This is a genomic window from Streptomyces sp. Je 1-79 (assembly GCF_025195125.1).
In the GTDB taxonomy this organism is placed as follows: Bacteria; Actinomycetota; Actinomycetes; order Streptomycetales; family Streptomycetaceae; genus Streptomyces.
On sequence record NZ_JAMGSL010000002.1, the window covers coordinates 291,748 to 307,141 of the forward strand.

Here is a 15,394-nt window from a genome sequence, read left to right on the forward strand (position 1 = left end):
AACTTGCCCTCGGCCCGACGCCGACGCTCGCCAACCTCACCCCTCGGATGATCTGCTTTACTGTCGCCTTCAAGATCATGAACGAGTCTCTTGGAGGTCCCATGAAGCTGCGCGGGAAGAGCGTTGCGCTGACCCTGCTGCTCAGCACGGCGGGTCTGATCGGTCTGTCAACGCCGGCACACGCTGCCTCCAGTGCCAAAGCAGAAAGCGCGTGCGGGTCCGGCTACCGCGTGATCGACGGAATGCCACTGTCAAGAGACCAGACCACCTATGACTGGGCCACCGTATTCCTGCTCTACAACGGAAGCACGGGGAAGAACTGCGTCGTCACCGTGCGCGACGAGCCGGAATTCAAGGTGAACATGAGCGCGAAGGTTCGGGTGTACGGCGGCTCCTGGATTCAGGACACGGACCACTACTCCTCCTACGCCGGGCCGGTCTACGTCTCGGCCGCAGGCAAGTGCGTCCAGTTTCACGGTATGAGCAATGGCAGCGAATACACGAGCCCGTGGGGTCACTGCGGCTAGCCGCCTGGCCGTCAGCTGAGGCGATGGTCCGTCAGCTCGCCGTGTGGACGCGCGCGCTGCTGCTGTCGAGCCGCGAGCGTTGAAGCCGCACGATCGGATAAATTCCGTTCGTGACCATTTCTGTACGAAAGATGTCGGCACTTGCTCTGTTGGGTGCCGTACTCGTCGGCTGCGGCGGCGGGGGCGTGGCCGGTACCTCGGCCGCGCCCGACAGCCCGTCCACCGCGCCGGCGACGTCCGCCACCTCCGGCGCCAGGCCCGCCGGGAGCCCGAGTGCCGGTGCCGCGCCCGGGCCGGCCGTCGTGCGCAAGGCTCCGCCGACCATGGCGCCGGGGCCCGAGGGGCTCACGCCCGTCTTCGAGCGGGCCCGGAAGGGCACGGACAAGGTCGTCGCGCTGACCTTCGACGCCGACATGACGGCCGACCAGGGGGCGCGGGCGGCCGATGGAGAGCGGTTCGACAATCCGGCGCTGATCGAGACCCTGCGCCGGCTCCGGGTCGACTCGACGGTCTTCATGACGGGCCGCTGGGCCGAGGAGTACCCGGACCAGGCGCGGGCCATCGGCACCGACCCCCGCTTCGAGATCGCCAACCACTCGTACAGCCACTACGCCTTCGCCTCGCCCTGCTACGGCCTGCCGACCGTCACCAAGGAGAACATGGCCGCCGACGTCCGGCGGGCCTTCGAGGCGTTCCGGAAGGCCGGGGCGCGCAACGTCGTCCCGTACTTCCGCTTCCCCGGCGGCTGCTACGACGACCGGGCGCTGCGCGCGCTCGCGCCCGCGAAGGTCACGGCGGTGCAGTGGGACGTCGTCAGCGGCGACGCCTTCGCCAAGGACGGCGACGCGGTGGCCCAGCAGGTACTCGACGGCGTGAAGCCCGGCTCTCTCGTGGTCATGCACTGCACCCGCAGCGCCGCCCCCGTCACGGAACAGGCGATCCGGAAGATCGTCCCCGAACTGCGGGCCAGGGGATACCGCTTCGTCAAGGTCTCCGAGCTGATGGAAGAGCGGGTGACCCCTTAGAGACCGGCTGGACCACGCCTAGACCCCGACGTTGTGGAGGTCCGCGATGACCTCCGCGGCCCGCCGGTTCGCTGTCAGGCCCCACGAGGGGCGCAGCGTCGCCAGCCGGGTGACCGCCGTCGCCAGCCATTCCGCGTCGCCCAACCGGTCGGCCGCCTTCGCCGCGACCGTGTGCCGGAGCAGGTGGCCCAGCCAGAAGACGTCGGCCGGCGTGTAGGGACGCTCGTGGTGGCTGTAGCGCGCCGACCAGTCCTCGTACGGATGGCGCAGCAGCCCGTACACGCGGCAGCCGTCGCGGCCGTAGGCCGGTGCGGTGGCGGGGCCCACGGCGCTCAGCGCGCCCATGGTGCGGGTGGCCATCCACGCCCGCGTGGTGGCGTACAACTGCATCTGCATGAACCTGGACCACGGCAGGACGGCCTGCGGTTCGGGTTCCGCGTTCCGGTGGTGCTCCAGACCCTCGGCGGTGAGGACCAGGCACGAGCCGCCCTCTCGGTTCGGGTCCCCGATGGTCCACCGGTCTCCGACCAGCTCAAGCGGTCCCAGTCGTTCCATCGTGATCCCCCTGTCTCCCGATGCCGACGTGACGTCGCGTCACCAGCCTAGCCCGAGCAGGCCGTCCGCTGGGCCTCCTGCCAGGCGCAGACCGGGCAGAGGGTCGCCCCCCGGGTCGACTCGGGGTACTCGGTCGGCTTCCGGCACAGCACGCACTCGGCGTACGGTCCTTCGGCGACCGGCGTCGCGGCCCTCACCTCGGCGGGCTCGCAGTACGGCGTGGACTCGTCCATGGTGGCGAGGGTACTCACTCCCGCCAGGCGGTGGCCCGGGTGCTCACGGCCGCCGCGGCGGCGGCGAGGAGCAGCGCGCCCGCGAGGGCGAGCCAGGGCATGGTGACCGTCGCGGTGCGGGAGCCGGTGATCAGGCCCTGTACCGCGTACTGCGCGGGCGAGCCGGTCGTCACGAGCGCGAGGAGCGAGCCGAGGACGAGCGCCGCGAGCGACCAGCCCCGTGAGCGCAGGATCGGCCGGGTCGTGAGGGCGCCCACGGCAGCGCCGGTCAGGACGCAGACCGCGGTCGCCAGGAGCCCGGAGGTCAGGGCCGCGGCAGGTTCGACCCGGCGCAGGTCGCTGACGGCCGTCACGCCGAGGACGGCGACGACGCCGAGGAGCGCCGCGCAGGCCACGGCGGCCAGCAGCGCGGCGAGATGGGCCCGTGCCCGTCCGGCCGCGGCGGCCACCACGTTGCGCGCGGCCGAGGGTTCCTGGGTGAGGCAGATCCGTACCGCCCAGGCCGTCACGGGGAGCAGCGCGGCGGCGGAGTAGCCGAGGGCGCCGAGCACGGGCTCGCCGGCCTGCACACCGACGCCGAGGAAGACCGCGTACAGGAGCAGGGGGGCGAGCCAGCGCTGGGAACGCAGCAGCAGGTCGGTCTGGTAGCGCAGCAGTGCGGTCATACCCGGACGCCTTCGGTGCTCAGCTCGTGGACGTGCCAGCAGGCTTCGAGCAGCGCCCGGAGCAGTCCGTCGGAGTGCGCCGCGTCGACCGCGTACACCGTCGTGCCGTCCGGTCCGTGCTCGTACGAGGGCGAACCCGGCAGCCCCTCGGCAAGCGGGCGGCCGCCGGAGACGACGATCCTCGCGCGGATCCGCGCGCCCTCGTCGCGACGGGAGTCCGCCGCGCTCACCCGTCCCGCCTCCACCGTGAACGCCGCGTCGGCCTCGCCCGCGAGCCGCCGCGGGTCGTGGTCGACGAAGACGACCGTGCCGCCCGCCGCGACCCGCTCGCGCACGGCGCGGTCCAGCTCGTGGCGGGCGTCCGTGTCGAGGCCCGTCCACGCCTCGTCGAGGACCAGCAGGTCCGGGCCGGCGAGCAGCGCCTGGGCGACGGCCACCTTCTGGCTGCTGCCCTTGGAGAGCTCGGCGAGCGGGGTGTCCGCGAAGACCCCGGCGCCGAACCGCTCCAGCCACTCCCCCGCCCCCGCCGCCGCTGCCGCCCGGCCGAGCCCCTGGACACGCCCGAGGTGGGTCAGATAGCCGCGCGCGGTGAAGGGCAGGGCGACCGGGAAGCGCTCGGGGACGTACGCCGTCCGCCGCGGTCGGCCGGTGATCCGGCCCTCCGTCGGCGCGTCGATGCCCGCGAGGATCCGGAGCAGCGTCGACTTGCCGGTGCCGTTGGTGCCCGTGATGCGGACGAGGGCGCCGGCGGGCACGCCGAGGGCGACCTCGCGCAGCACCCAGGGCCCGCGCGGGCCGTAACGGCGCCCCACCCGTTCCAGGTTCAGTTCGACGTCTTCTGCGGGGTGAGCTCGCTCGGCCGGACGATGACGAAGCCCTCGCCGTCCAGCCGCAGCTGGACGGCCTCGCCCGAGCCGCCGCGGATCATCGAGCCGACGGACTGCGAGCGGTGGAGCGAGGTGTTGAGCCGGTCGCTCCAGCCGACGACGGCGTCGGTGTCGACGCACACCGGGGCCTGAGGGGTGACGGGGATGACGATCGGGTTGCCCTCGCACATCAGGGCGATCTTGCCGTAGCCGGTGAAGACGCTGTTGAAGAGGCCACCGCCGGTCATACCGGCGCCCTTCACCGTCTTGATCTCGTAGCTGAGGGTGGAGTCGAAGCAGAGGACGTTACGGCCGTTCACGGTGAACGCGTCGTTCTGCTCGACCTCGACGATGAAGCAGTTCTGCGCCTCGTGCGCGAACCACGCCTCGCCCTGGCCACGGACGGCCATCAGCGCCAGGCCCTCGCCGGTGACGGCGCGCTTGAGCATGCCGCCGATGCCCTGGCCCTTGCGCTCGAACTGGAGGTCGCCGCGGAAGGCGATCATCGAACCCTGGCGGGCCTGCATCTCGCCGTTGACGGCGTACTTGACGCACTTGGCGTTCTGCAGGGTCATGCCGGGGAACGTCGCGGTCTCGGCAAGGTGTTCGCTGGCAAAAAGATCGCTCTTCATGGCAGGCATCCTGTCCCGGAACCTCCGATTCCCACAAGAATCGCCGTCCGGACCGCCGTCGTACCGTCGTCCGGCCCGCCCTCGGGGGGCGGCCGGGCCGGTGGCAGACTTCGCCTGGTGAGCAGCAACGAGACCGACATCCGCGATGAGAAGCCCCAGTTCGTCCTCCCGCTCGTCGTGCGGATCGAACGGGCCGAACCCCCGGCCCGTACCGACGCCCTGGAGACGGCCGCCCGCGCCGTGCTCGCGATCCTCGTCGACGATCGCTCGCACGGCGAGGGCGAGTGGGCACAGGTCATGACCGACTGGCAGGACGCTCGGATCCGCAAGGTCGTGCGCCGGGCGCGCGGGGCGGAGTGGCGGCGCGCGGAGACGCTGCCGGGGATCACGGTGAGGGGCGCGGACGCGGAGGTACGGGTGTTCCCGCCGGTCCCGCTGGACGGCTGGCCCAAGGAGCTGGCCAAGCTCCAGGTGTCGGGCACCGACCTGGAGGACCCGGCCGCCCCCGGCCCCCCGCGGCCCGGCGCGGCGCTGCTCTGGCTCAACCCGGACCTGGAGATGTCGGCGGGCAAGGCGATGGCCCAGGCGGGCCACGGCGCGCAGCTGCTGTGGTGGGCGATGCCGGAGGCCGACCGGAAGGCGTGGCGCGAGGCCGGCTTCCCGCTGGCCGTACGGACGGCCGATCCGGCGCGCTGGGCGGGGCTGACGACGAGCGGTCTGCCGGTCGTGCGGGATGCCGGGTTCACGGAGATCGCGCCCGGTTCGTGCACGGTCGTGTCCGAATTCCCCGTGCTCGGTTCGCCCGGCGACTGAACGCGCCCGTCCCGCAGTACGTATCTCCCGATACCGCCAAGCGGGTTGAACGGAAGCGTCGTTGCCGGTTCAGTTCCGGTGACCGCTATTTCGAACGTACGGGAGACACCTTGTCGCTACGCGTCAACGGCACGGCACTCATCATCGCGGCGCTCGTCGCGACGGTCGGCGCGCTCGCCTTCCCCGTCTGGTCCTACGCCGACAGGTCCGGGACCGGTGAGGCGAATCTGAACGCGTCGAGCGTCGCCACCCAGTGGGGGCCGCTGTCCGCCACGGACCGGGACTTCCTGGTCAAGGTGCGGCTGGCCGGTCTCTGGGAGCTCCCCGCCGGCCAGCAGGCCATCCAGCGCGCCCCGAGCAAGGCGATGGTGGAGTGCGGCGACCATCTCGTGGTCGGCCACACGGACCTGGACCGGCGCGCCCGGACGGTGGCCGCGAAGCTGGGCGTGGAGCTGCCGAACCAGCCGACCGACCAGCAGCAGGGGTGGCTGCGCGAGCTGACCGCTTCGAGCGGTGAGGAGTACGAGCGCAAGTTCGCGAACCTGCTGCGCAACGCGCACGGCAAGGTGTTCGCGCTGATCGCGGAGGTCCGGCACACCACACGCAACACGCTGATACGGCAGCTGGCGAGCGACGCGAACCAGACCGTGCTCGACCACATCACCATGCTGGAGGCCACCGGGATGGTCGACCACGACGCGCTCGCGAACGAGGCGGCGGGCCGGAAGACGACGCCTCCGACGGGCCCGCCGGTCGTACCCTCGCCCGCGGAGCCCTCGCCGGTCGTACCGTCGGGGACCGACCAGTCCTTCACCTCCCGCCCGGTCCCGGAGGGTGGCCTCGTGACGCCGCACTCGGAGCCGTAGCGCCGCAGGAACCTCAAATCAACCTCTGAACGTCCCCCTGACTGGATTCGAACGCCGCCGGCCGGGCCATCACGTGAGGGACTGAAGGAGGGGGACATGACGGAACTCGGCATCGGCATCGGATGGCGGCCCGAGATCGCGGGGGCGGTGGAGGCACTCCCCGGCGTCGACTGGGTGGAGGTCGTCGCGGAGAACCTGTGCGCGGGCCACGTGCCGGACTCGCTGTCGCGGCTGCGCTCGCGCGGCGTGACGGTCGTCCCGCACGGGGTCTCGCTGGGTCTCGGCGGCGCGGACCGGCCGGACGCGGGGCGGCTCGCCGCCCTGGCGGCGACGGCGACGGCGCTGGGGGCGCCGCTGGTGACGGAGCACATCGCGTTCGTCCGTGCCGGTGGCGCGCTGACGGCGACGCCGGTCCTGGAGGCGGGCCACCTGCTGCCGGTGCCGCGCACGTGGGACGCGCTGGACGTGCTCTGCGAGAACGTCCGGATCGCGCAGGACGCGCTGCCGGTGCCGCTGGCCCTGGAGAACATCGCGGCGCTGATCTCCTGGCCGGGCGAGGAGCTGACCGAGGGGCAGTTCCTGGCGGAGCTGGTGGAGCGTACGGGGGTACGCCTCCTGATCGATGTCGCCAACCTCCACACGAACCACGTCAACCGGGGCGAGTCCCCGGCGAAGGCCCTCGCCGAACTGCCGGTCGAGGCGATCGCGTACGTCCATGTGGCCGGCGGGCTCGCCCGTGACGGGGTCTGGCACGACACCCACGCCCACCCGGTCCCCGAGCCCGTCCTGGACATCCTGTCGGACCTGGCGTCCCGGGTCTCCCCGCCGGGGGTCCTGCTGGAGCGGGACGACAACTTCCCCGCGGCGGAGGAACTGGCCTCGGAACTCACGGCGATCCGGAGCCGGCTGACCACCGCCGGAACGGGACCCGCCCGGTCCGTCGAGCACGGGGCCGCGCACGGGGCCGGGCACCGGGCCGGGGACGGTGGCGCGTACGAGGCCGAGCATGCGCTGCTGATCGGGGCGGGCGCCCGGGTCTCGGGCGGTCCGATGCCGCAGCCCCCGCCCGCTGCCGTCGCGCCCTCCGGCCCCGAGCGGGCCGCCCTCCCGGCGGAGCCGGGCGCCGGCGGAGTCGGCTCCCCCGCGCCGCAGGCGGCCGCCGGCAGCCGGCGTGGAGCGGGCGCGCGGGAGCGTGTCGCCGTGGCGCAGGCCGCGTTGCTGTCCTCCCTCGTCGCCGGGACGCCCGTGCCCGAGGGGTTCGACTCCCGGCGGCTCGGGGTGCAGAGCCGCGCCCTCGTCGGGAAGCGGGCCGACGTGATCGCGAAGATCGCGCCCGAGCTCCCCGAGATCCTCGGCGACGGCTACCGCCCCGCCTTCCGCGCCTACGCGCGGACCCGCCCCATGTCCGGCGGTTACCGCCGCGACGCCCTCGACTTCGTCGAGCACCTGCTCGTCGCCGGACGCCCGGAGGACCCGGACGCCCGGCGCGGGCTCACCCGCTGGTGGCAGGAGCGCACGGACACGCGCCCGCCCGGCCCGGCCACCCGACTCTTCCGCGCAGCCCGCGCCGCACTCGTACGGAGGTGACGCCACCATGAACCTCATCGCCCTGCTCTTCTGGGCCACCGTGATCACCGGCTCCGCCCTGCTCATCGCCCGCCTCCGCGCCGCCCGCGCGGACCACGGAGGTGGCATCCACGACCTCTCCGAGGCCGCCTTCCTCACCGGTGGCCCGCCCCGGGTCGTGGACACCGCGCTCGCCTCCCTGCACGCCGACGGCCGGATCGGTGTCGGCGGCCCCGGCATCGTCGTCGCGCGGCCCGGCGCCACCCCCCGCGACCACGTCGAACGCGCCGTGCTCCAGGAGCTCGCCGCCGCCCCGAACGGCGCCCTGCACCAGCTGCGCCTCGCGGTGATGCGCGGCCCCGCGGTCCAGGAGATCGGCGACGGACTCGCGGCGCGCGGTCTGATGGTGGCGCCCGAGGCCCGGCGCACCGGCACGCGGGCCTGCATCGCCCTCGGCCTCGTGTCGCTCTCGCTGCTCGTCGTCTCGATCGTCCTGTCCGTGGCCTTCGCGAGTGCCGCCTTCGAAGTGCCGCTCTTCGTCAAGGTGTTCCCCGTCGTCTTCGCCGGCGGCTTCGTCGCCCTGATCTGCGGCGCGTACAACTCCGGCCGCATCAGCCGCGCGGGACGCCGCGCCGCGGCCGAGTTCCGGGCGGCGCACGCCTACTCCACCGACGCGGGGCACCAGGTCGCGCTGCGCGGACTGCGCGCCGTACCGGAGGAGGTGCTGCGGACCCAGCTGATCGCGGCGGCGAGGATGCCGGTCTCCCCGGCCTCCCGTTCGCACGGCAGCTCCGCGACGGACGCGGCCCTGATCACGTCCCTGCACTGGTGCGCGGGCACGCCGGGCAACTCGGGCGGCTGCGGCGGCGCTTCCGGAGACTCCGGGGGCGGCACGGACAGCGGCTTCGGGGGTGGGGGCTGCTCCGCGAGCGCCTGCTCCGGCGGATCGGGCGGCGGGTCCGGCGGCGGATCGGGCGGCGGATCCAGCTGTTCCAGCTCCAGCGGCGGAAGCTCCTGTTCCAGCAGCAGCGGTTCGAGCTGCTCCAGCTCCAGCGGCTGACCGGGCGGTTCCCGCCGACACCCCCGGAATGTCCTGTACAGACCGGGGGTTGTCGTGCCAACGATCCTGGGGTGAAAGCCCTCGCGCTGACCGGAACCGTCGGGTCGCTGCTGCTGTCCTCCCTCACCGCCGCGCCCGCCCCCGCCCTGGACGCCCCGCCCTCCGAGACCGGTGGCACGCTCGTCGCCGCGCGCCGCGCGGCCGCCGAAGGCATCCGCTTCGGCGGCTGCCCGGCGGCCGAGAAGCTGCCGCCGTCGGTCCGGTGCGGCACCGTCCTGGTCCCGCTCGACTACGCGGACCCCGGCGGCAGACGGATCCCGCTCACCGTCAGCCGGGTGAGGGCCTCCGGCCCGGCCGCCGACCGCCAGGGCGCACTCGTCTTCAACCCGGGCGGCCCCGGGGCCTCGTCGACGTACTTCCCCCTGGTCGCCGAAGTCCCCGAGTGGAAGCGGATCTCCGCCGCGTACGACCTGGTCGGCTACACCCCGCGCGGGGTGGGCCGCTCCGCCCCGGTCTCCTGCCAGGACCCCGCCGACCGCCCCAAGGGGCCCACCCCGGCGCCCACCCAGCCCTCCGAGGTCTTCAAGCGGGAGCGGATCGCCCGCGCGAAGACGTACGCGCGGGGCTGTGCGGCCCGTACCGGCACGGCGCTGCGGCACTACCACTCGCTCAACAACGCCCGCGACCTGGAGGTGCTGCGCGCCGCGCTCGGCGAGCCGAGGCTGACGTACATGGGCGCCTCCTACGGCACGTACTTCGGCGCGCTGTACGCGACGCTCTTCCCGCACCGGGTGCGCCGCATGGTCTTCGACGCGCCCGTCGACCCCGCGCCGGGGCGGATCTGGTACCTCAACAACCTCGGCCAGTCGGCCGCCTTCGAGCGGCGCTGGGCCGACTTCCGCACCTGGGTCGCCAAGCACGACAAGGTGTACGGCCTCGGCGCCACCGCCGAGGAGGTGCGGCGGAGTTACGAGAAGGTCCGCGCCGAACTCGCGGCGCGGCCGGCCGGTGGGCGCGTCGGACCGGGGCAGCTGCACGCGGCGATGTTCCAGGCCGGGTACCACGACGGTTACTGGCCGCTGCGGGCCATGGCGCTCGCCCGGTATCTGAAGGGCGATCCGAAGCCGCTCGTCGAGCAGGCGGCGCCGGGCGAGGAGGTCTCGCAGGACACGGGCAACGGGGCGGCCGTCTACACGGCGGTGGAGTGCAACGACGCGCCGTGGCCGGAGGACTTCGCCGTCTGGGACCGGGACAACACCCGGCTGGCGAAGACCGCCCCGTTCGAGACCTGGGACAACGTCTGGGCCAATCTGCCCTGCGCGTACTGGAAGACGCCGCGGCAGAGGCCGCTGGACGTACGGACCGCTCCTGGGGTGCTGCCGCCGGTGCTGATCCTGGCCGCCGAGCGGGACGCGGCCACGCCGTACGCGGGGGCGCTCGAGCTCCAGCGCAGGCTGTCGGGGGCGGCGCTGGTGACCGAGCGGGACGCCGGTACGCACGGCATCGGGGGCGGGGCGAACGCCTGCGTCAACGGGTACCTGGAGTCGTATCTGCTGACGGGCGCCGTCCCGGCGGCCGCCGCAGACCCGGCGGTCGGAACCACGGCCACCGCAGACCCGGCCGCGGGAACCACGGCAGTCGGTGACACGGCGGCCGAGAAGACGCCGGTGCGGCGCGCGTCGTGCGCGCCGCACCCGGAGCCGGACCCGGTGTCGCTGGACCGGCGGTCGGAACTCCGTCCGCCGTCTGATCTTCCGGGTCGAGGGGTGACGTCCCGGCTGGTCGCCGGGCGGTCACCGAGTCGGTAGGGCGGCCGTCAGGCCAGACCCGCCACCAGGTCCGCCACGGAACGGCGGCGGCCGGTGTAGAACGGGACCTCCTCGCGGACGTGCATCCGCGCCTCGGAGGCGCGCAGATGGCGCATGAGGTCGACGATGCGGTGCAGCTCGTCGGCCTCGAAGGCCAGGAGCCACTCGTAGTCGCCGAGCGAGAACGAGGCGACCGTGTTGGCGCGGACGTCGGGGAAGCCGCGGGCCATCTTGCCGTGGTCCGCGAGCATCCGGCGGCGGTCCTCGTCCGGCAGCAGGTACCAGTCGTAGGAGCGCACGAAGGGGTAGACGCTCACGTAGTCGCGGGGCGTCTCGTCGGCCAGGAAGGCCGGGATGTGCGACTTGTTGAACTCGGCGGGGCGGTGCAGCGCCATGTTCGACCAGACCGGCTCGAGGGCGCGGCCCAGCTTGGTGCGGCGGAAGAGGTTGTACGCGTCCTGGAGCTCGTCGCTCGTCTCGGCGTGCCACCAGATCATGACGTCCGCGTCGGCGCGCAGACCGGAGAGGTCGTACGTGCCGCGGATGGTGATGTCCTTGGCGGCGAGCTGGTCGAACAGCTCCTGGACCTCGTCGGCGTAGCCGGCGCGGTCCTCGGGCAGGTTGTCGCGCAGCTTGAACACAGACCACAGGGTGTAGCGGATGACCTCGTTGAGGTCCTTCGCCTTCTTACCGGCGTTCGGGATCTTTTCGGGCGCACTCATACGCCTATTCTCGCCCGTCACGGACAGTGCCCCGCACCAGGGTGGGTGGTTTCCGACGTGGCGATGATCTCGTCCGCGAACGCGGCCACGATCTCGTCGGCCGCGCGGTGGCCCGAGGCGATGCAGGCGGGGATGCCGACGCCCTCGTACACGGCCCCGGCGACGCGCAGTCCGGGGACCTCGGCGACGGCCTCGCGGATGCGGGCGACGCGGGCGAGATGGCCGACGGGGTACTGCGGGAGGCCGCCGGTCCAGCGGGTGACGGTGGTGGCGACGGGCCGGGCGGTGAGCCCGGTGGCCGCGGCGAGGTCCTTCAGGGAGGCTTCGACGAGGTCGGCGTCGTCGCGGAAGACCTGCTCCTCCTCGCCGTAGCGGCCGACGGAGGTGCGGAGGACGAAGAGGTCGGGGGCGGCGTCGGCGACCCACTGCCACTTCTGGCTGGAGAAGGTGGACGCCTTGATGGTGTGCCCGTCGACCGGCGGCACGAGGAAGCCGGAGCCGGGCAGCCCACCCACGTCCTGCCGGCGGAAGGCGAGGGTCACGAGCGCCATCGAGGCGTACTCGACCCGGGCGAGTTCCCGCGCGGCCCCCGGCGCCTCCCGGCCGAGCAGTTCGGCCGCGGCCCAGGCGGGCGCGGCGACGACGACCGCGTCGGCGCCGAACTCCCGGCCCGCGGCGACGACCCGCCAGCGGTCGGCGGCGGACTCCGGCCGACCCGTGACGGACTCCGCCCGACCGTTGCCGGGGTCCGTCGTACGGCGGATCCCGGTCACGGGAGCGAGGGTCAGGATCTCGCCGCCGACCGCGCGGATCGCCGCGGCGACGGCCTCGGGGAGGGTGCCGATGCCGCCCTCGATGCCCAGGAAGGCGGAGCCGCCGAGGCCGGTGGCCGCGCCCGCCGCGTCGGACGGGGTCGACGCCCCGGCGCGCTGGACCGCGTGGACGGCCTCGGTGAGGGTGGGGTGGGTGCGGGCGGCGGCGAAGAGCGCGGGGACGGCGGCCCGCATCGAGATGCGGTAGGCGTCACCGGCGTACACCCCGCCGAGCAGCGGCTCGACGAGCCGGTCGACGACCTCGTGGCCCATCCGCTCGGAGACGTACGCGCCGATGGCGATGTCCTCGCCGATCTCGGCGGGGGGCAGTTCGCGGTCCCGCCCGACCCGGCGCAGGCCCTCCTCGGAGAGCAGCTCGGTGAGCGCGGAGGCGTCGCCGGGGACGCCCATGACGTGGCCCTTGGGCATCGGGCGCAGCGTGCCGCGGGTCCAGACGGACGCGGTGGTCGTCGCGGGCGGCCGGAGCCGGTCCCCGAGCCCGACGGCCCGGGCGAGTTCGATCGCCTCCGGCCGGCGGGCGAGCAGCGACTCGGCACCGAGGTCGACGGGGGCGCCGGCGATCTCCCCGGCGAGCAGCTTGCCGCCGAGCCGGTCGCCGCCTTCGAGCAGCGTCACCCGGAGCCCGGCCGAGACCAGCCGGTGGGCCGCCGCGAGACCGGCGATACCGCCTCCGACGACGACGACATGCCTGGTCCTGGTGTCCGCGTTCATGGCTCCACTCTCTCAAACCCGTTCCGAGGCCAGAACGTGACCGCTTCGCTACCGCTCGGGGGCAACCCGCGCTCCCCCTCCGAACGTCGAACCGGCAACACTCGTCACCACCCCAGGGGGGGATCTCATGCGTGGAGCGCGAAGAGCGGCCGTGGCGCTGCTGACGGTCTCGTTGGCGCTGACCGGCTGCGGCGCGGGCTCGTCGGACAGCGGCGCGGACAGCAAGGGGCTGACCGCGGCGAAGCCCGCCGACGGAGCGGAGGGGGCCGGCGCCGCCGACCGGGGCTACGCGGCGGACAAGGGGGCCACGGATACCAAGAAGCCCGCCGCGCCCCAGCAGCAGCACGTCATCCGTACCGCCGAGCTGTCGGTGGAGGTCGAGGACGCGGCGAGGGCCCTGGCCACGGCCCGCCGTGTCACCGAGGGCGCGGGAGGTCATGTCTCCCACGAGTCGACCGAGCGGGTCGACGACACGCACGTCACCTCGCGGGTCGTGCTGCGCGTGCCGCAGGACTCGTACGACCCGGTGCTGAAGGAGCTGTCGGGCACGGGCCGGCTGCTGTTCCGTAAGGCGGACGCGAAGGACGTCACCGAGCAGGTGGTGGACGTGGAGAGCCGGATCGCGACCCAGCGGGCCAGCGTCGACCGCGTCCGCAAGCTCATGGACCAGGCGACGCGGCTGAGCGACGTGGTCACCCTGGAGGGCGAGCTGAGCCGTCGGCAGGCCGACCTGGAGTCGCTGCTCGCGCAGCAGGCCTCGCTGAAGGACCGTACGACGATGGCGACGATCACCCTCGAACTCACCGAGGAGGAGACGGAGAAGGCGTCGGACTCCGACGACCGGCCGGGCTTCCTGGACGCTCTCGCCGGCGGCTGGAACGCGCTGGTCACGGCGCTGGCCTGGGCCGGGGTCGTCCTCGCGGCGGTGGCGCCGTGGCTCGCGGTGGCTCTGGCCGGCTATCTGCTGTGGCGGCTGTTCGTCCGGCCGCGACGCGCGGCGCGCCGCCCGTCGGCGGAACCGGCGGGACGGGTGGAAGGAGCGGAGGGTCCCGGCGTCTCCAGGGACTGAACCACCGCGCCGACGTAGCGTGTTCGTATGAGCGAACGACTGGTGGTCATCGGCGGCGACGCGGCGGGCATGTCGGCCGCGTCGCAGGCACGCAGACTCAAGGGCCCCGAGGAGCTGGAGATCGTCGCCTTCGAACGCGGCCACTTCTCCTCCTACTCGGCCTGCGGCATCCCGTACTGGGTCGGCGGCGACGTCGCCGAACGCGAGGAGCTGATCGCGCGTGCCCCGGAGGAGCACCGGGCGCGGGACATCGATCTGCGGATGCGCACGGAGGCCGTCGAGGTGGACGTCCCCGGGCAGCGGGTGCGCAGCCGGGACCTGGAGTCGGGCACCGAGGCGTGGACGGGCTTCGACAAGCTGGTGATCGCGACCGGCGCGCGGCCGCTGCGGCCGCGGATGCCGGGGATCGACGCCCCGGGTGTGCACGGCGTGCAGACGCTGGACGACGGGCAGGCGCTGCTCGACTCGCTGGAGGGTACGGAGGGCCGCCGCGCGGTGGTCGTGGGCGCCGGGTACATCGGCGTGGAGATGGCCGAGGCGCTGCTGAACCGCGGCTACGAGGTGACCGTCCTCAACCGGAGCGAGCAGCCGATGACGACGCTCGACCCGGACATGGGCCGGCTGGTCCACCGGGCGATGGACGGCCTCGGGATCCGGACGGTCGGCTCCGCGGCCGTCACCAAGATCCTGACCGGCGAGGACGGCCGGGTCAGGGCGGTGGCGACGGACGACGCCGAGTACCCGGCGGACGTGGTGGTCCTGGGGATGGGCGTGGAGCCGGAGACGACTCTGGCGGAGGCGGCCGGGCTTCCGCTGGGGGTCCACGGCGGACTGCTGACCGACCTCGCGATGCGGGTGCGGGGCCACGAGAACATCTGGGCGGGCGGCGACTGCGTCGAGGTCCTGGACCTGGTCTCGGGCCGTGAGCGGCACATCGCGCTCGGCACGCACGCCAACAAGCACGGTCAGGTGATCGGCTCGAACGTGGGCGGCGGCTACGCCACGTTCCCGGGCGTGGTCGGTACGGCGGTGTCGAAGGTGTGCGACCTGGAGCTCGCGCGGACGGGTCTGCGCGAGAAGGAGGCCCGTGAGGTGGGCCTGCGGTACGTGGCGGTGACGGTCGAGTCGACGAGCCGGGCGGGCTACTACCCGGGCGCGGCGCCCATGACGGTGAAGATGCTGGCGGAGCGCGGAACGGGCCGGCTCCTCGGGGTGCAGATCGTGGGCCGCGAGGGCGCCGCCAAGCGGGTGGACATCGCGGCGGTGGCGTTGACGGCCAGGATGACGGTGGAGCAGATGACGGCGCTGGACCTGGGGTACGCGCCGCCGTTCTCGCCCGTGTGGGATCCGGTGCTGGTCGCGGCGCGGAAGGCGGTGTCCGCGGTCCGCTCGGCGGGCTGACGCGAGCGACCCCCGGGACGACGGCGCCGCCCCCGCCCGTGA

The 15,394-nt window shown here is 73.5% G+C and carries 16 protein-coding genes; 9 read left to right on the plus strand and 7 right to left on the minus strand.

The window, feature by feature from the left end; all coding sequences use genetic code 11:
• Positions 1 to 101 precede the first annotated feature (101 nt).
• Both M5362_RS04245 and M5362_RS04250 read left to right on the plus strand, forming a co-directional pair.
• Positions 102 to 527 carry an acetyltransferase gene (locus tag M5362_RS04245; RefSeq protein ID WP_260225932.1) on the plus strand — a complete coding sequence of 142 codons (426 nt, stop codon included), beginning with the start codon at positions 102 to 104 and terminating at the stop codon, positions 525 to 527.
• A gap of 131 nt (positions 528 to 658) precedes the next feature.
• Positions 659 to 1,552, plus strand: coding sequence for a polysaccharide deacetylase family protein (locus M5362_RS04250; RefSeq protein WP_260225933.1), 894 nt, complete (start codon positions 659 to 661; stop codon positions 1,550 to 1,552).
• Between the two features lie 18 nt (positions 1,553 to 1,570).
• Here M5362_RS04250 and M5362_RS04255 read toward each other — a convergent pair whose 3' ends face one another.
• From M5362_RS04255 to M5362_RS04275, 5 genes are read right to left on the minus strand one after another with little or no spacing between them, the layout of a single operon-like run.
• Positions 1,571 to 2,107, minus strand: coding sequence for a hypothetical protein (locus M5362_RS04255; RefSeq protein ID WP_260225934.1), 537 nt, complete (start codon positions 2,105 to 2,107; stop codon positions 1,571 to 1,573).
• A 47-nt stretch (positions 2,108 to 2,154) separates the two neighbouring features.
• Complete coding sequence (locus M5362_RS04260) at positions 2,155 to 2,340, minus strand: hypothetical protein (RefSeq protein WP_260225935.1); 186 nt, start codon at positions 2,338 to 2,340, stop codon at positions 2,155 to 2,157.
• 14 nt (positions 2,341 to 2,354) lie between these two features.
• Positions 2,355 to 3,005, minus strand: a complete 651-nt coding sequence (locus tag M5362_RS04265) for an ABC transporter (protein ID WP_260225936.1) — start codon at positions 3,003 to 3,005, stop codon at positions 2,355 to 2,357.
• Positions 3,002 to 3,832 (minus strand): ATP-binding cassette domain-containing protein, encoded by an 831-nt coding sequence (locus tag M5362_RS04270; protein WP_260226165.1) that lies wholly within the window; start codon positions 3,830 to 3,832, stop codon positions 3,002 to 3,004. Before M5362_RS04270 ends, M5362_RS04265 begins: the two co-directional genes overlap by 4 nt.
• A complete protein-coding gene (locus tag M5362_RS04275) occupies positions 3,829 to 4,503 on the minus strand; it encodes an AIM24 family protein (protein ID WP_260225937.1) in 675 nt (224 codons plus the stop codon). Before M5362_RS04275 ends, M5362_RS04270 begins: the two co-directional genes overlap by 4 nt.
• A 117-nt stretch (positions 4,504 to 4,620) precedes the next feature.
• On the opposite strand from M5362_RS04275, the gene M5362_RS04280 reads away from it, so the two are divergent.
• From M5362_RS04280 to M5362_RS04300, 5 genes are all read left to right on the plus strand, one after another.
• Complete coding sequence (locus M5362_RS04280) at positions 4,621 to 5,316, plus strand: aminoacyl-tRNA hydrolase (protein ID WP_260225938.1); 696 nt, start codon at positions 4,621 to 4,623, stop codon at positions 5,314 to 5,316.
• A gap of 110 nt (positions 5,317 to 5,426) precedes the next feature.
• Positions 5,427 to 6,182 carry a DUF4142 domain-containing protein gene (locus M5362_RS04285; protein WP_260225939.1) on the plus strand — a complete coding sequence of 252 codons (756 nt, stop codon included), beginning with the start codon at positions 5,427 to 5,429 and terminating at the stop codon, positions 6,180 to 6,182.
• Between the two features lie 96 nt (positions 6,183 to 6,278).
• Positions 6,279 to 7,769, plus strand: coding sequence for a DUF692 domain-containing protein (locus M5362_RS04290; protein WP_260225940.1), 1,491 nt, complete (start codon positions 6,279 to 6,281; stop codon positions 7,767 to 7,769).
• A gap of 7 nt (positions 7,770 to 7,776) precedes the next feature.
• Positions 7,777 to 8,808 carry a TIGR04222 domain-containing membrane protein gene (locus M5362_RS04295; protein ID WP_260225941.1) on the plus strand — a complete coding sequence of 344 codons (1,032 nt, stop codon included), beginning with the start codon at positions 7,777 to 7,779 and terminating at the stop codon, positions 8,806 to 8,808.
• A gap of 71 nt (positions 8,809 to 8,879) precedes the next feature.
• Complete coding sequence (locus M5362_RS04300; RefSeq protein WP_260225942.1) at positions 8,880 to 10,616, plus strand: alpha/beta hydrolase; 1,737 nt, start codon at positions 8,880 to 8,882, stop codon at positions 10,614 to 10,616.
• Positions 10,617 to 10,624: 8 nt separating this feature from the next.
• Here the strand turns inward: M5362_RS04300 and hemQ are convergent, their stop codons facing one another.
• Both hemQ and hemG read right to left on the minus strand, forming a co-directional pair.
• The gene (hemQ, locus tag M5362_RS04305) at positions 10,625 to 11,338 is read right to left on the minus strand and encodes a hydrogen peroxide-dependent heme synthase (RefSeq protein ID WP_260225943.1); all 714 of its coding nucleotides are present in this window, start codon (positions 11,336 to 11,338) and stop codon (positions 10,625 to 10,627) included.
• 17 nt (positions 11,339 to 11,355) lie between these two features.
• Positions 11,356 to 12,882, minus strand: a complete 1,527-nt coding sequence (gene hemG, locus M5362_RS04310) for a protoporphyrinogen oxidase (RefSeq protein ID WP_260225944.1) — start codon at positions 12,880 to 12,882, stop codon at positions 11,356 to 11,358.
• Between the two features lie 127 nt (positions 12,883 to 13,009).
• Between hemG and M5362_RS04315 the strand changes: the two genes are divergently transcribed.
• Positions 13,010 to 13,951 (plus strand): DUF4349 domain-containing protein, encoded by a 942-nt coding sequence (locus tag M5362_RS04315; RefSeq protein ID WP_260225945.1) that lies wholly within the window; start codon positions 13,010 to 13,012, stop codon positions 13,949 to 13,951.
• Between the two features lie 27 nt (positions 13,952 to 13,978).
• Entirely contained in the window at positions 13,979 to 15,352 is a 1,374-nt protein-coding gene (locus tag M5362_RS04320; protein ID WP_260225946.1) for an FAD-dependent oxidoreductase, read from the plus strand.
• Positions 15,353 to 15,394: the final 42 nt, after the last annotated feature.

Excerpts from the sequence above, each read along its gene's own strand:
- M5362_RS04290 (WP_260225940.1), top strand. The coding sequence starts at position 6,279 with ATGACGGAACTCGGCATCGGCATCGGATGGCGGCCCGAGATCGCGGGG.
- M5362_RS04255 (WP_260225934.1), bottom strand. The coding sequence starts at position 2,107 with ATGGAACGACTGGGACCGCTTGAGCTGGTCGGAGACCGGTGGACCATC.
- M5362_RS04295 (WP_260225941.1), top strand. The coding sequence starts at position 7,777 with ATGAACCTCATCGCCCTGCTCTTCTGGGCCACCGTGATCACCGGCTCC.
- hemQ (WP_260225943.1), bottom strand. The coding sequence starts at position 11,338 with ATGAGTGCGCCCGAAAAGATCCCGAACGCCGGTAAGAAGGCGAAGGAC.
- hemG (WP_260225944.1), bottom strand. The coding sequence starts at position 12,882 with ATGAACGCGGACACCAGGACCAGGCATGTCGTCGTCGTCGGAGGCGGT.
- M5362_RS04250 (WP_260225933.1), top strand. The coding sequence starts at position 659 with ATGTCGGCACTTGCTCTGTTGGGTGCCGTACTCGTCGGCTGCGGCGGC.
- M5362_RS04275 (WP_260225937.1), bottom strand. The coding sequence starts at position 4,503 with ATGAAGAGCGATCTTTTTGCCAGCGAACACCTTGCCGAGACCGCGACG.
- M5362_RS04265 (WP_260225936.1), bottom strand. The coding sequence starts at position 3,005 with ATGACCGCACTGCTGCGCTACCAGACCGACCTGCTGCTGCGTTCCCAG.
- M5362_RS04320 (WP_260225946.1), top strand. The coding sequence starts at position 13,979 with ATGAGCGAACGACTGGTGGTCATCGGCGGCGACGCGGCGGGCATGTCG.
- M5362_RS04315 (WP_260225945.1), top strand. The coding sequence starts at position 13,010 with ATGCGTGGAGCGCGAAGAGCGGCCGTGGCGCTGCTGACGGTCTCGTTG.
- M5362_RS04260 (WP_260225935.1), bottom strand. The coding sequence starts at position 2,340 with ATGGACGAGTCCACGCCGTACTGCGAGCCCGCCGAGGTGAGGGCCGCG.
- M5362_RS04245 (WP_260225932.1), top strand. The coding sequence starts at position 102 with ATGAAGCTGCGCGGGAAGAGCGTTGCGCTGACCCTGCTGCTCAGCACG.